General features: G+C 70.0%; 14 protein-coding genes, 4 tRNA genes and 1 pseudogene. 6 read left to right on the top strand and 13 right to left on the bottom strand.

Annotated elements, in window-relative coordinates; all coding sequences use genetic code 11:
* Window positions 1–34 precede the first annotated feature (34 nt).
* Window positions 35–430 carry a hypothetical protein gene (locus HF519_RS02135; protein WP_169409905.1) on the top strand — a complete coding sequence of 132 codons (396 nt, stop codon included), beginning with the start codon at window positions 35–37 and terminating at the stop codon, window positions 428–430.
* A gap of 260 nt (window positions 431–690) precedes the next feature.
* Here HF519_RS02135 and HF519_RS02130 read toward each other — a convergent pair.
* From HF519_RS02130 to HF519_RS02115, 4 genes are all read right to left on the bottom strand, one after another.
* Window positions 691–765 (bottom strand) — tRNA-Val (locus HF519_RS02130).
* A gap of 1 nt (window position 766) precedes the next feature.
* Window positions 767–838: transfer RNA gene (locus HF519_RS02125), tRNA-Cys, on the bottom strand.
* Window positions 839–904: 66 nt separating this feature from the next.
* Window positions 905–977: transfer RNA gene (locus HF519_RS02120), tRNA-Gly, on the bottom strand.
* 103 nt (window positions 978–1,080) lie between these two features.
* Entirely contained in the window at window positions 1,081–1,512 is a 432-nt protein-coding gene (locus HF519_RS02115; protein ID WP_169409904.1) for an SsgA family sporulation/cell division regulator, read from the bottom strand.
* A 253-nt stretch (window positions 1,513–1,765) separates the two neighbouring features.
* Here HF519_RS02115 and HF519_RS02110 point away from each other — a divergent pair, with 253 nt between their 5' ends.
* From HF519_RS02110 to HF519_RS02095, 4 genes are all read left to right on the top strand, one after another.
* Window positions 1,766–2,440, top strand: a complete 675-nt coding sequence (locus tag HF519_RS02110; protein WP_169409903.1) for an RNA polymerase sigma factor — start codon at window positions 1,766–1,768, stop codon at window positions 2,438–2,440.
* 26 nt (window positions 2,441–2,466) lie between these two features.
* Window positions 2,467–3,294: an anti-sigma factor gene (locus HF519_RS02105; RefSeq protein ID WP_169409902.1), complete on the top strand. Its 828-nt coding sequence runs from the start codon at window positions 2,467–2,469 to the stop codon at window positions 3,292–3,294.
* A complete protein-coding gene (locus HF519_RS02100) occupies window positions 3,183–3,701 on the top strand; it encodes a TIGR02611 family protein (RefSeq protein ID WP_312859851.1) in 519 nt (172 codons plus the stop codon). The genes HF519_RS02105 and HF519_RS02100 overlap by 112 nt, the downstream gene beginning before the upstream one ends.
* A 24-nt stretch (window positions 3,702–3,725) precedes the next feature.
* Window positions 3,726–3,797 (top strand) — tRNA-Val (locus HF519_RS02095).
* Window positions 3,798–3,885: 88 nt separating this feature from the next.
* Here HF519_RS02095 and HF519_RS32645 read toward each other — a convergent pair.
* The gene (locus HF519_RS32645) at window positions 3,886–4,131 is read right to left on the bottom strand and encodes a tyrosine-type recombinase/integrase (protein WP_312859844.1); all 246 of its coding nucleotides are present in this window, start codon (window positions 4,129–4,131) and stop codon (window positions 3,886–3,888) included.
* Between the two features lie 791 nt (window positions 4,132–4,922).
* On the opposite strand from HF519_RS32645, the gene HF519_RS02085 reads away from it, so the two are divergent.
* Window positions 4,923–5,105 carry a helix-turn-helix domain-containing protein gene (locus tag HF519_RS02085; protein ID WP_169409901.1) on the top strand — a complete coding sequence of 61 codons (183 nt, stop codon included), beginning with the start codon at window positions 4,923–4,925 and terminating at the stop codon, window positions 5,103–5,105.
* Window positions 5,106–5,146: 41 nt separating this feature from the next.
* Here HF519_RS02085 and HF519_RS02080 read toward each other — a convergent pair whose 3' ends face one another.
* The 8 genes and pseudogenes from HF519_RS02080 to HF519_RS02050 form a co-directional block, all read right to left on the bottom strand.
* A complete protein-coding gene (locus HF519_RS02080; RefSeq protein ID WP_246242211.1) occupies window positions 5,147–5,542 on the bottom strand; it encodes an STAS domain-containing protein in 396 nt (131 codons plus the stop codon).
* Between the two features lie 168 nt (window positions 5,543–5,710).
* Window positions 5,711–6,739, bottom strand: coding sequence for a helix-turn-helix transcriptional regulator (locus tag HF519_RS02075; protein WP_211169411.1), 1,029 nt, complete (start codon window positions 6,737–6,739; stop codon window positions 5,711–5,713).
* A complete protein-coding gene (locus HF519_RS32130; RefSeq protein WP_281358379.1) occupies window positions 6,732–6,857 on the bottom strand; it encodes a hypothetical protein in 126 nt (41 codons plus the stop codon). The genes HF519_RS02075 and HF519_RS32130 overlap by 8 nt, the downstream gene beginning before the upstream one ends.
* Window positions 6,858–7,485: 628 nt before the next feature.
* A pseudogene (gene istB / locus HF519_RS02070) lies at window positions 7,486–8,280 on the bottom strand (IS21-like element helper ATPase IstB).
* Window positions 8,277–9,815 carry an IS21 family transposase gene (gene istA / locus HF519_RS02065; protein ID WP_169409898.1) on the bottom strand — a complete coding sequence of 513 codons (1,539 nt, stop codon included), beginning with the start codon at window positions 9,813–9,815 and terminating at the stop codon, window positions 8,277–8,279. The pseudogene istB and the gene istA overlap by 4 nt, the downstream one beginning before the upstream one ends.
* Window positions 9,816–10,352: 537 nt before the next feature.
* Entirely contained in the window at window positions 10,353–11,597 is a 1,245-nt protein-coding gene (locus tag HF519_RS30830) for a winged helix-turn-helix transcriptional regulator (RefSeq protein WP_169409897.1), read from the bottom strand.
* Between the two features lie 334 nt (window positions 11,598–11,931).
* A complete protein-coding gene (locus HF519_RS02055) occupies window positions 11,932–12,441 on the bottom strand; it encodes a pyridoxamine 5'-phosphate oxidase family protein (RefSeq protein WP_169409896.1) in 510 nt (169 codons plus the stop codon).
* A 64-nt stretch (window positions 12,442–12,505) separates the two neighbouring features.
* Window positions 12,506–13,492, bottom strand: a complete 987-nt coding sequence (locus HF519_RS02050) for an LLM class flavin-dependent oxidoreductase (RefSeq protein WP_169409895.1) — start codon at window positions 13,490–13,492, stop codon at window positions 12,506–12,508.
* Between the last annotated feature and the right edge of the window lie 128 nt (window positions 13,493–13,620).

The following is a 13,620-nucleotide window of genomic DNA, read 5'->3' as shown; positions in this document are numbered from 1 at the left end:
GACGAAAACGGTTTTCGTTAACAGGAGGGTTGCGATGTCCGTCTCCGATGTCGACGCCGTCACCGCGGGGTTCACGGTCGTCGCGTGCACCGCGGACGGATGCAGGGCTACCCCCGCCGAGACGTCCCGAACGGGCGAGATGCTTCGCGAGGTCGTCCGCGCGAGCCGGCACGGTGTCCTGGTCTCCACCGGTTGCCTGCTCGGGGCGACCACCTGCCGGCTGCGACCGTCCGCACCGCTGGTTCTGGTGCAGCCCTGTGACGCCGACCGCCGCCCCACCCGGCCGGCTGTGCGGATCGGCCCGCTGCGCACCGCCGCCGACGTCGCGGCGCTGGAGCGCTGGCTGCGCAGCGGCCGGTACGACCCGGCTCTGTTGCCCGCGCACCTGCTGGACGTCCACCGCCGCACGGTGAGGGCCGCGACGAACTGACGCCGTGAGGCCCGGCACGCAACTGAGACCCGGGCCGAGGGCTCGCGGCGAGGTGTTCACCCTCCGGTGCCGGCTGCCGTGGCGATGATCACTGCGCGGCTGCGTTGCAGCCCTTGCGGCTCGACGAGCGTGTCCATCGGTCCACTCTGCGGCGGGGGAGCGGCGGCGTGTCCTTCGTCTCACCCTCCAAGCACGGGGCGGAGCACACATCGAAATGCCGAAAAGGCCCCCGACCATTGCGGTCGGGGGCCTTTTCGGTGTGGTGGGCGATACTGGGATTGAACCAGTGACCTCTTCCGTGTCAAGGAAGCGCTCTCCCACTGAGCTAATCGCCCGAGGCGGAGGCGGGAATCGAACCCGCGTACAGGGCTTTGCAGGCCCTTGCCTAAGCCACTCGGCCACTCCGCCTGATCCTTCGGATGGAGCCCGAAGTTTCGAGACCTGGAGGTCCGGCGTAGACCCGAGGTTCCTCCGAGCGGACGACGGGATTCGAACCCGCGACCCTCACCTTGGCAAGGTGATGCGCTACCAGCTGCGCTACGTCCGCATGTGCACCGTGTCGGTGCGTTGTGGAGAACATTAGCGCAGGCCCCTCGGGGGCTCCAAACCGGCCCCCCTCGACACCTGCGCCAGGCCCCCCGGCGCCCGCGTCAGTCGCGGGCGCGGTCGTTGTCGAGCAGGTCGGACAGGGCGTCGTCGAAGTCGAGCCACGAGTACTCGGTGCTCGGCGGGACGGCCTCGAAGGTGCGGTCCAGGAAGTCGGCCAGCGTCGCGGCACAGGTCGTGAACACCGCGTGGCCCGACGGCGAGGTGAGCTCGAGCTCGATCCGACCTGCATCGTGTGGCACCGGCTGCACCCGGACGTCGCCGGTGCCGGCCGGGCCGAGCAGCCCGTCGGCGAGCAGGTCGCGGGCGAAGACCCAGTCGACCGCACTGCCGTGGCCGGTCCGGAACGAGGCCTGCACCGCATACGGGTCGCGGCTGGAGTACGACAGCTCCACCTTGACGGGCACGACCGGGGCATCGGGGGCGATCAATTCGAACATCGCCGGTGAGCAGATGATCGTGTGCTCGTCGCGCATCCTGCATCCTCTTTCGTGGTCCCGCGTGGTCCGTCATGCACAAAAACGAGCGTGTCGCGAAGATGTGACGGGTCGGGGGACAGACTCCGCCCGGTTGATTCCGCCGCCGGCTCCCGGGATGACCCGTAAGTGGAGGTCCGCAGGCGTGTCGCCGGCTCCGAGATCGCGGCGAGTGTGAGCAGGGTTCCAGGCTGCCACTAGCCTGAACCGGGCGCTGGAGTGCAGCGAAGACACTGATGTGAGGATCCCGCTGGTGGCCGAAGTCGCCGACGCATCGGACGCGCCGAGCAGGCGTGGGCGGACGCCGGCCGGGGCCGCGCCGGGCACGCGTGGTCACGACCCCGCCGACGAGCAACTCGTCCGCCGGATCGTCGAGGGCGACTCGACGGCCCTCGGTGCGCTGTACGACCGCCACGGCCGGCCCGCCTACTCGCTCGCGCGGCGCATCTGTGCCGACGACGGGATCGCCGAGGACGTCGTGCAGGAGGTGTTCCTCGCCTTCTGGCGTGATCCGCAGCGCTTCGACCCCGGCCGCGGTTCGTTCGGAACCTGGTTGATGACCCTGGTCCACCACAAGTCGGTGGACGCGGTCCGGCGCGAGAGCACGATCCGGCGCCGGACGGTGCCCGCGGCCGAGGACGGTGACGAGTGGTCGGCCCCGCCCGGGCCGGGCGCGGACCAGGCCGCTCTCGGCGCCGTCGTGGCCGGCCAGGTGCGCGATGCGCTCGGCCGGCTGCCGATCGAGCAGCGCCAGGCCCTCGCACTCGCCTACTACGGTGGGTACACCCAGCGCGAGGTCGCGGCGCTGACCGGAGTGCCGCTGGGCACGGTCAAATCGAGGATGTTCACAGGAGTGCAGCGGTTGCGCGGGGTGCTGGGCCCGCTGCTCGGCGAGTTCGCCACGGACCACGGCGGGGGCGCGCGGTGAACACGCCGGAATCGCGAACGTGTCCGGTGACCGAGCAGGCCATCGGATGGGCGTTGCACGCCCTGGAACCCGACGAGGAGATGCAGGTCCTCCGCCACCTGCCCTCCTGCCCCACGTGCCGGGAGGCCGTCAAGGAGGCGGAGGAGGTGCTCTCCGGGTTGGGCGGCGCGGTCGAGCAGATCGACCCGCCCGCCCGGCTCCGCGACGACCTGCTCGCCGCCGCGGCGGACACCCCGCAGCAGGCCCCGGCGCAGCGTCCGCGCCCCGGGAACGACGACCCTGAGCCCGTGGCCCCTCCGGCGCGGCCCCGCCGCACCTCGTCGCGGCCACCGACCGCCGGGCCGTCCCGGCCCGGCCGGCTCTCCACCCGAGGCCGCAAGCTGGCTGCGGTCTCCCTCGCGCTGGTCGCCGCCGTCGGCATCGGCGGACTGGCCGTGCGGACCGCCCAGCTGCAGGCCGAACGGGACGCGCAGACCGTCCAGGCGCAGAGCATCTTCGACATGGTCGCCCAGTTCGACCAGCCCGGCACCAAGCACGCCTGGCTGCACTCCGACCCGGCGGCGCCACCGGTGGCCGCGGTCCTGGTCAACGGCGAGGGCCAGAAGCTCATGACGGTCGGGCTGCCGGCGAACTCCGTCGACCGGGAGACGTACGTGTTGTGGGGGATCCCCGCCGCCGGCACACCACGGCCGATCGGCACCTTCGACGTCGTGTCGACCGCCGGTGGCCCGCACGACGTAGGATCGGCACCGGAGGTTGGTGGATTCTCCGGCTACGCGATCTCGATCGAGCCCGGCCGGACCGCTCCGACCTCGCCGTCCACGGTGGTCGCGAGCGGGCAGGTGGAGACCTGAGCAATACCAATGAGCGGCAGCGGACCGGACTCCGCGCCCGCATCCATGAGAAGCCGACGCTGCGCAGGACCTACCGCATCTGTGTCGGCATCGTCGGCACGCTCGTCCTTGCCGCGGGCATCATCGCCATCCCGTACCCCGGCCCAGGCTGGCTGATCGTCTTCGCCGGCCTGGCGATCCTGGCGAGTGAGTTCGAGTGGGCGCAACGGGTGCTGCACTACGCCCGGGGGAAGTACGACGCCTGGACCGACTGGCTGGGTCGGCAGAGCCTCCTGGTGCGCCTGACCGTCCTGGCCGCCACCGGCCTCGTCGTGATGGCGACGCTGTACCTGCTCAACGCCTTCTACCTGGTCGCCGGCTGGGTCGGACTCGAAGAGTGGACCTGGCTGCAGAGCCCGTTCTTCTGATCGTGTAGTGTCTGCGACGGCAGCGGGCGATTAGCTCAGGGGGAGAGCGCTTCGTTCACACCGAAGAGGTCACTGGTTCGATCCCAGTATCGCCCACCGCCGAACGGCCTGGTCAGAGGCTCACACAGAGCCTGACGACCAGGCCGTTCGTCGTTGTGGCGTCCCGAGAGGCAGCAGAAAGGCATCACGCGGGCACCAGCGCGCCGCCTGCGTCGTCGTCCGGGTCCTCGTCGTCGAGCGCCCGCAGGATGCGCGACGAGTCCTCGGTGCGGCGGGTGTAGAGGTCGAGTGTGGTGGACGAGCGCTCGTGGCCCATGACCCGCTGGACCATGTTCGGTGGGACCCCGTCGTCGACGAGCCAGGTGGCGTAGGAGTGGCGCAGATCATGGAAGCGCAGCCCGCCCGCCTGGTTCCGCGCGACGTGGTGCACGGCCGCGGCCTCGGTGGGCAGACCTCGGTGTGCTTGACGCCGTCGGCGTCGGTCCACTGCGCCTCGAACCCGCCGTCGACGGTGACCACGGCGCCGAGCATCCCGGCGCGGACGAGCGACGGACGCCAGATCCCGGTCCGGAACAGGGTCCGCCGCAGCGGGGCGCGGACCTCGTTGGCGAAGACCGGGGCGGAGGGCTGGGTCGGCCAGTTGACGAGGTGGGCACGGATGATCGTCCCGAGCCACCCGGGCAGCGGCACGGTGCGACGTCCGGCCCGGGGCTTCGGGTGCGGCTTGAACGACAGCAACCGTGACGCCAACCCACCGACACACCCGTCCGCCCCCGGACCCCGATGAACCCTGGACGGCCAGAACCCGACCCGACGTGCCGCCCGGCACAGCTTGAAAGCGAGCAGTGGGAAGCCACTCGGGGTTTCGAATCCCTCCGCTTCCGCCAGGCCACGGGGCCGCAGGCCGATCTTGCTCATTACGCGGGAGCGGGCTGACGGCAACCGGCCGGGACGAGGAACGAGCCGGCGGGCCGGATCGGTAGATCTGCCCATAGACGCCGACCAGGGGACGGGGCAGCCTCGCTGGTGTCGGAGCCGTTGGGCCCGGGCCGCGCCTGCACCGCTGCAGCTGCGAGCGGCTCTCGCCGTCGACGTCCCGAACTTCAGGAGGTATCGATCGTGGCATCGCGAGATACGCGCGACCGGTTGGGGTGGCCCACGAACGGACAGGTGGGCAGACACCCGGCACCGGTCCAACCGGACGAGCACTTGGCGGTGTTGATGCGTACGTTGTGGGGATATCACGGGCTGGGCTGCGACCTCGCCCGTACCGCGGTCGCTCTGGGTAAGCATCGCAGCACGGTTCGGTATCGCCTCTACCGCGTCCGCGAACTCACCGGGCTCGAACCGGAAGATCCGAGATCGGCGGAGGCGCTGCTGGAGATCGCGGGCCTGCACGCATAGCCGGGGACCCGGGTGCGTGGAGCGGGAAGCATCTGTCGTGGTTACTGCGGTTGGCCCATGGTGCGGAGCGCGCTGTCGATGTCGGGATGGATCTCGAAGAGTCGGTGCACGCTGGCGGCGGCGAGGACATGCGCCACCACAGGGTCGGTGGTAACCAGATACAGGCCGATGTCCGCATCGCCGGCGACATAGGCCAGTTCGACCAGGGCCGGCACGGCGTCGGGAGCCAGGTCGGTCAGCGCGCGCAGGTCCAGCACGACCGCCCACGGGGATGTGGCCAGCACCTCGAGGACGAACTTCTGGACCGCGGGCGCGGTGGTGTGGTCGAGGCGGCCCTGCACGTGTACGACCGGCACCGCGGGCCGGAGGTGTACGACTCGAACCAGGGAACCTCTCCCACATGGTGCCCACTCGTCGCCGTCGGCATCGGCGCCCATCTGAGCCACCTCCTCGAAGCTCCCGTCGCCGTTCGACACCCCTCACTACCTCTCGGGATTACCCGCGGTCGATGCCCTCGGCACAGCAGCACGGCCGCTCGTTCCCCGACGTCCGCCGGGGCGGGCGTGATATCGGCCGCGGGACCGCGACCCGCACCGCCGCCCTTGTCACGGCCAAATGCCGGTCAGCTCGGGCGGCACATACAGGCCCTGGCCCAGGGCGCGGACCGCGGCCAGGGCCCGGGTCCCGGCATCCAGCTTGGCCAGGATATGTTCCACGTGGGCGGCGACCGTGCGCGGCGCCACCACCAGTTCGGCGGCGATGCGCGCGTTGGTCCAGCCCTCGATGAGCAGCCCGAGGATCTGCAGCTCGCGGGGGGTCAGTCCGCGCAGGTCCGGCGCTGGGGCCAGCACCACGGCCGCCACCAGGTGGTGCGGGGACTGGGTGGGGCAGCCCAGCACGGTGACCCGCACGTGCCCGCCGGCGGGGTCCGGCCCGGCGAGTGGGCACAGGAACACGGCGTGCGCGCGGCCGTCGGCCAGCCGGGCGGCCACCGCGAGCAGCCCCGAGCCCGCGCCCAGCAGCGGGTGGGCGCCCAGCCCGGGCAGCGGCAGCGCCTGCCCGCTGCGGGTGAGCACCACCCCGGCGGTCGCGCCCCGCACCAGCCCCGCCGCCGCGGTGATCGTGCGCAGCGGGTCGACCGCATGCGCGATCATCGGGGCGAGAGTGCCGATCAGGTCGCGGGCGGCGTCGGTGGGATTCGCCGCGCTCTCCGTGTTCAGGGTCAGCTGCCCCAGGTAACGGCCGTCCGGGGCGAACAGGCCGACCCCGAGGCCCTCCCGGAACCCCGCCGGGCGCAGGTACTCCGCCCAGCCGCGCACCTCGGCGGGCGGGACGGGGAAATCGCGTAGGCGCATCGGCGGGCGCGCCCGGTCCAGGCCGAGCAGTTCGATCTCTGCGACGCTCGCCGGGCTGGTGAGGTAGGCACGCGCCGTGTCGTCGTAGCCCGGGCTCGCCAGGGGTACCATCCGGCAGCGCTCCGGGTCGAGCAGGGCGATCCAGCCGGCCTGGAACGGCACCACCGGGTACAGCGACCCCAGCAGCGCGGCCGCCCGTTCCTCGAAGCTGGCCGGCGCGGCCGCGATCCCGGCCACCTCGGCCACGACCTGCGGCCCGCCCGGGGGCAGCTCAGCCACGGCCCACCCCGGCGCGCCCGGACCGGGCCTGCTCGCCGCGGTCCCCGCCAGGTTCGCCCAGCGCCGGCCCGGCCTCGGGGAGCACCCCGGGCCTGCCGTAGTCGGTGCCTGTGTCCACGGCCTGTGTCGCCTCTGCCCTGTGACCAGGTCGGGGAGGTGGCGAGAAGCCCCGGCCGGCCTGCTGCCAGCTTGGCACGGTCGGGCTCGGACCGAATCGGTCATCCGGCGGCATGGGCAGCGCGGGTTGCTTGTGCCGAAGCAGGCCCGGAGCTGACGCAAGCGTTCATGGACGGTTGCAGTCCTGGTTGCAGTTGCTGCAGGCCCTGCCCGGCCATGCGACTTCCCTGCCGCGAATGACCTGCGTGATGCGCGCCCGTGGACCTCGGCGATCAAGCGGTCTAGACCTTGAAATCGAGAGGGCGCTTTTCACCGGCCCGCTGGCTCAGACAGCCGCTCCGCTCGGTCCCTAGGCCGTCCGGGCCGTCTCTGGGCCGTGAAAGGCCACCCGACAACGAGAAACGACGCTGACCGACGGAGAGCTATCCCCGCTGGTCAGGTCACCTGCTTGGTCTACCAGGAGATCTTGTCGATGTGAGTGCAGTTGCTGACGGGCGACGACACGAGCTATTGCTCACGGGCTTTCCACGTCTCGATGACGCTCAACCAATGCAGCGATACTCCTGCTGTCAACGGCCAAGTAGTGGTCCCCGTTGGTGGCCAGGTGAAAGTCCCCGGTCCGGGGTTGTTCAGCTGGCTTTGATGGCGGCTCCCTTCGCGTTGCGGGCTTCGCGCATGCGGTAGGAGTCGCCGCTGGTGACGACGACCTGGGCGTGGTGCAGGAGGCGGTCGAGGAGGCTGACTGCGGTGGTGTGTTCGGGCATGAACCGTCCCCATTGGTCGAAGGGCTAGTGGGAGCTGATGGCGAGGCTGCGGCGTTCGTAGGCGGCGGCGACGAGGCGGAACAGCAGTTGGGCCGCGGTGTCGTCGAGTGGGGCGAACCCGATCTCGTCGATGATGATCAGGTCGTGGCGCAGCGTGTGGTCGATGAGCCGGCCGACGGAGTTGTCGGCCAGCCCGCGGTAGAGGGCTTCGACCAGGTCGGCGGCGGTGAAGTAGCGGACCCGGTGTCCGGCCTCGACAGCCGCCGCGCCGAGCGCGACGAGCAGATGGGACTTTCCGGTCCCGGGCGGCCCGACCAGGGCCAGGTTCTCCGCGCCCCGAACCCATTCCAGGCTGGCGAGGTAGTCGAACGTGGCCTTCGGGATCGAGGAGGCGGACAGGTCGAACTCGTCGAGGGTCTTGGTGACGGGGAACCCTGCGGCTTTGCGCCGGTTGGCGATGTTGGAGGCGTCGCGGGCGGCGACCTCGGCCTCGATGAGGACCCGCAGCAGCTCCTCGGGTCGCCAGCGCTGGGTGCGGGCGGTGAGCAGCAGCTCCGGCGCCATCCGCCGCATCGCAGCGAGCTTGAGCCGTTTGAGCCCGGCCTCGAGGTCGGCGTCGAGCTCGGGGACCTTGCCCGAGATCTTGCTCGCGGTCGTCATGAGGCGTCGCCCTCGACATCGGTGGTGATCGCGTAGTCGGCCAGCGAGCGCGTCGGGACCGCGGGCAGCTCGACGACCAGGGCTGTTCCCGCCTGCTGTGGTCGGGGTGCGGCGGCGCCGGCGGCGAGGATGGAGCGGACGTCCTCGGCCCGCCACCGCCGGAACGCCGTGGCGCGGGCCAGTGCGTCGAGCAGCACCTGCTCGCCGTGGGCGTGACCGAGGCCCAGGAGCTCGCCCAGCTCGGCCCCCAGGCGAGTCGATCCAGCCGCGGCAGCACCGGTCAGGAACGCCTGCGCAGTGGGGCCGAGGGCGCAGAACGCCTTCTCGTCGACGGTCTTCGGGCGGACCGCCCTGACCGGGGCGTTGGGTCGTGGCCCGCCGTAGTGGGCGTCGATCACCGAGGCCTCACCCGGCCCGACCAGGCGATGCTCGGCCAGAACCACCCCGGCGGGCCCGTCCTTGCCGATGGTGGTGGTCAGGATGGTGAGTCGGTCGGCGTGGGTGCGGACCTCGACCCGGGTGCCGATGGCGGTGGTCGGGACCGAGTAGCGGGCGGAGCCGAACCTCACGCAGGAGAGCCGGTCGACCTTGCGCATCACCGCCGGGCCGGTGATCCGCGGCCGCAGCGACGGCAACCCGCCCAACACGGCCAGCTCGTGCTCGGCCAGACGTCGGGCCGGGACCGCGGCGATCTCGGAGTGCGTAGCCGCGTTGACCTCGGCGCACCACTGCCGAGCTGCGGCGTTGGCCACGGCCAGATCGACCGGACGTCCGTCCTGCCCGGTGTCGAGGCCAGTGACAAGACCACAGCCGATGATCAGGTCGGACTTGGCATAGCCGACGAGGTTCTCCACGATGCCCTTGGACTCCGGATCGTTGCCCTGGCAGAAGTCCGGGCGGAACCGGTAGTGGCTCGCGAAGCGCACGTAGTCCGCCGTCGGAACCACCCGGTCGGCGACCACAGCGGCTTTGAGGCAGCCCATCCGGTCGGCGAGCACGACCTTCGGGACCCCACCGATCGTCTCGAAGCACTCGGCCAGCATGTTCAGGGTGGTCTCGGCGCGTTCGTCGACCGCGAAGCGGACGAACCGCACCCTCGACCAGGCCAGCACCGCGCAGAACACGTGCAGCCCGGCGATCACGCCCCAGTCGATTACCAGGCGCTCGCCCGGGGACCACACCGCCGGACGCCGCCCGCGGTGATGATCGCGGCGCCAGTCCGCCTTCGTCGTCGCGACCAGGCGGCGGAAGTTGCGGGCCGAGCCCTCATAGCCGGCGGCGCGGGCCTCGGGCAGCAGCCGCTTCGCCGAGATCCTGCCCTTGGTCTTCTCCACTCGCCCCACGACCAGCTCGGCGACCGACTCATAGTTCCGGGACCGTGGTTTGCGTTGCGGGACAACACCTCCCGCCTCGTGACGCTCGATGACCCGACGCACGGTCTTCGGTGTCGTGGCGCAGATCGCGGCCGCGCCACGATAAGAGCCGACATCCCGATAGGCCGAAATGATGTCCATACGTTCCCTCGCAGACTTCAATGGGAGACCCCTGGGTGGTGCGGCGGCTGGCTTCGACAACCGCCACCGTCACCGCCCAGGGTCTCAACCCGGCGTACGACACGACGAGGGACCGGGGACTTCTAACTGGCCACCAGCGGGGACCTCACACGGCCACCCGCGGGGACTTTTTCATGGCCACGGACACCTGCATGCCCTGCGGCATCGAGCTGAGTCGCGACCAGATGACCTGCCCCGAGTGCGGCAGCACGTCTCGGTCGTGAGAACGACTACTACGTCCATGAGTGGCGCGACCGGGAAACCGACGAGGTCGTATGGCGAAAAGAAGGCTGGTTGAGCGACCCTGACATGCACGGCGTATCAGCTCGGCGACCTCGGCAGGAGTCGAGTGACCAACGCGGGTAGCCGCGGAGTGCCCGGGCGCGCAGGCGGGCAGACTGATTGCGCCGGGGCGCTGCGCAGTCGGGGTGTTGCCAGGTCGGCGGGGATGCCGCAGCTTGCGACGCGGTGACGGCGACTGGGGCTGGGCCGTGCAACTAGCGTGCAACTTGGCCGTGCTTACAGTATTTGCTCGTCCGCAGTACCGCGGGTGGACGAACAGCTGTTCGCGTATCTGGGAATGTGGCTGGCGTAGACCGCCAGTGTGGACCGGAAGTAGGACAGCGTCGCCGCACTGTATGGCTGGCCGGAACGGCGGAGGACACCCATGCTGCCCCAGCAGTGCCGGCCGAGGTGGATCGGCATGAACACGCCGACGTCGAGGTTCTCGCGGCTGAGCAGCGCGGCGGTGCCGGAGTACTTCGGACGGTTCGCTGACATCCGCGAGAACTGTGCCAGTTCCTTGGTGCGTGCCGCATAAACGCTCGCGTAGCTCGATTCCAGCGGCAGCCCGGGGTCCATCGCCGACTCCCACGCTCGGGACAACCCATCCTGTGCGAGCAGCCACAGACGTCCGTTCATGACCCGCAGGATCGCGGCGGCGTCGGTGGTGCCCTCCTCCACCAGCGAAGCAACGATCATCTGCGCTGCGCTCACGGCGTCCGAGCAGGTCATGGTGGCCTCGGCCAGTCGAGAGACCGAGTCGAGTAGCAGCGCCTGTTCGTTAGCCCGCACCGCTCCGGCGCCTTCATCACCTTGTTCGACAACCGGGGCCGCGAAACAGTAGCCCCGACCACGTACCGAGGTGACGAACCGCGGACGGCGGGCGTCGTCACCGAGCTGGCGGCGCAACCGCCCCACGAAGATCCGCAACGTGTTCAGGCCATCCCCGCCCGCCCAGCCCCATACCCGGCCCAGGATCTGAGCAGCTGGCACCACGCGGCCTGCGTTCCTCATCAAGTACGCCAAGAGCTTGTATTCGGTGGGCGAGAGGTTCAGCGGTCGCCCGTCCAGGGTGGCCGACTCGGCCCAGAGGTCGATGCGGAGGATCTCGGCCTGCAGGTAGCGCACGCCGGGGTCGTGGGCTGCCGAGGTGCGGCGCACCAGAGCCAGTAGGCGGGCGAAGATCTCATCATCATGATCCGAATCGGTGATGACGACGTCAGTGCCGGCATGCAGGGCGCTCACGACGCGGGACGTGGGCAGCTCCCCGACCAGGGCGACCGCGGCGGTGGTGGCCTGTCGGGCGGCGGCCAGCACGTCGCGGGTCCACGCCTCCCGCCCGGCGACGACCACCACCGCCAAGGGCTTGTGCACCGAGGCGACCCACCTCACGCGGGTCTCGTCGGTCACCAGCAGACACGGCCACCCCCTGCACTCCAGCAGGGCCTGCAGACGTTCGGTGACGCTGGCACGTTCGGACACGATGACTACCGGCCCGTGAGGCTGCACCCCGGCCGTTGCACCACACAGCGACACGCAGGCCCCCTCTGTCCGCAGCTAGCGGCTGTCCGCCTCGATCACGATTATGTCCTGCATCACACGGCGAGAGAATCTCCAACGGCCGCCACCAGGCCCTCGACCGGGGGAACCGCAGCCACGACCGAGCCCGCCCCGCAGCTCACGGCTCACTCGGTGATCACGTTCCATCCCGTCGTCTCGAGCCTCACCGCCCGTCCGGCAGCGTCGTGCGTGCTGCCGGACCGAACTGCATGCCCCCCATTCGGGCCCCTGGGGACGCCCTCTCGAGCGCGCGTTGTCAGTCGTGCAGGCCGGGCCGGCTGTCGGTCACCACCTCGGGACGGCGTACGTAACCGTAGTGTCCGGCCCGTAGCTCGGCGAGGATCGCCTCCTCCACGGTCGCCCGGTGCGCCTTGCGTTCGGAGTAGCGGTACCTCGGTCCGGCGAATTCCACATCGGGCAGGGTCTGGTCGACCACGAGGTCCACATCCACATGGATGCTGGCCATCGGGAACGGCGGGTACTGCATCTCCTCGAGCGCGACGCGGGCTGTCCCGGCGATGGAGAAGATCTCCGTGTCGCAGAAGAACAGCAGGCTTACGCGGGGGTTCTCCCGGCTGATGTTCTCGTAGTGCCGCGACCGCCGGTCAACTGCTATCGCGCAGGTCCGGGCGTCCAAGGACCGGAACCACGAGACGACCGACGTGTGGGGCCGGCCATGCCGGTCCACGGTCGTGAGCCCCCCGATCGACTGACCCTCGGTCATGCTGCGTTGACAGCCGAGCGGCATCTGGGACGTCCTCGACATCGCTATCCCCTTCTGTTCTATCGGTGCTCGCGGCGGATCTCGCGGGCTCCCCGAGCCCATCGACTCAGAGCGTCGCCGGGGCGACGTCTGCGGCGAACCGCTCGAGCGATTCGGTGCAGCGCTTGGCATTCATCGCACCGAAGTTCCCGAGCAGCATCAGGTGGTTGACGCCCACGTCGGCCAGCGCCATGACCCGCTTCGCCACGGTCTCGGGCCCGCCGATGAGGATCAGCTCGGCCGCGTTCAGGTCGTCGAAACGCCGCTTGCTGCGGCTGTAGAGCCGGGTGTCGACGTAGCGGTCCAGTGCGGGTTCGGCCTCCGCTCGGGCGGAGGCGTCGTTGACCCCGACGTAGGTGTGCAGCGCCGCGGCCACATCGGCGGGGCCCTCGTGCCCGGCCTCCTGCCGCCCCCGCTGGTACTCCTGGACGGTCTGCCGGAGTTCGTCCATGGTGCTGGCGGTGGCATAGGGGATCAGCATCAGGTTGCGGCCCTGACGCCCGACGTAGTAGGCGGCCTCTGGCCGGATCACCGCCACCCACGTGGGCGGTGGCTGCTGGATCGGCGTGATCGCGATCCGGGTGTTCTGAACGTGGTGGTAGAGACCGTGGTAGGAAAAAGGTTCGCCGGTCCATGCGCGCTCGATGATCTCGATGGCTTCATCGAACCGTGCACGCTTTTCCCAGGGGCCCAGGTTGAATCCGTCGAACTCGTGCTTCAGATAGCCAGAACCAACGCCCATCGCGAGCCGACCGTCGCTGAGCTGATCCAGCATCGCATAGTCCTGGGCGACCACCAGCGGGTTGTGGAAAGGAAGGACCGACACCGCCACACCCAGGCCGATCGTTGTTGTCCGGCCTGCCGCTGCGGCCAGCAAGGTCGTCGGGGACGATACGACACCGTACTCATGAAAGTGGTGCTCTGCGACGAAGTAATTTCTGAACCCGAGTCGCTCCGCAAGGACGATCTCATCGAGGATCTCACCGTAGAAATCACGGATCGTTCGCGGCTCGTTCGGATAGTGGTCAGTCACCGAGAATCCACTGAACTGCATTTCTGCTCCTTGAATCAGATAGTGCGTACGTTACTTTTCTCGCCATCGCGGTCCGGCTCGTCAGCGGCTCGGATCAAATGCTGAGAACCGCCACGCGACTCGACCACTGTGGCACTTGGGCAGGTCCC

Source organism: Pseudonocardia bannensis (genome assembly GCF_012911875.1).
GTDB lineage: Bacteria > Actinomycetota > Actinomycetes > Mycobacteriales > Pseudonocardiaceae > Pseudonocardia > Pseudonocardia bannensis.
The sequence above is the reverse complement of the archived record's forward strand: the minus strand, read 5'-3'. Positions and strand labels throughout refer to the sequence as shown.

Bases quoted from the DNA above. Each gene is read 5' to 3' on its own strand.
- HF519_RS02055 (WP_169409896.1), bottom strand. From the start codon at position 12,441: ATGTCGAGGACGTCCCAGATGCCGCTCGGCTGTCAACGCAGCATGACC.
- HF519_RS02135 (WP_169409905.1), top strand. From the start codon at position 35: ATGTCCGTCTCCGATGTCGACGCCGTCACCGCGGGGTTCACGGTCGTC.
- HF519_RS02050 (WP_169409895.1), bottom strand. From the start codon at position 13,492: ATGCAGTTCAGTGGATTCTCGGTGACTGACCACTATCCGAACGAGCCG.
- HF519_RS02080 (WP_246242211.1), bottom strand. From the start codon at position 5,542: ATGGGCGCCGATGCCGACGGCGACGAGTGGGCACCATGTGGGAGAGGT.
- HF519_RS02085 (WP_169409901.1), top strand. From the start codon at position 4,923: ATGCGTACGTTGTGGGGATATCACGGGCTGGGCTGCGACCTCGCCCGT.
- HF519_RS02115 (WP_169409904.1), bottom strand. From the start codon at position 1,512: ATGCGCGACGAGCACACGATCATCTGCTCACCGGCGATGTTCGAATTG.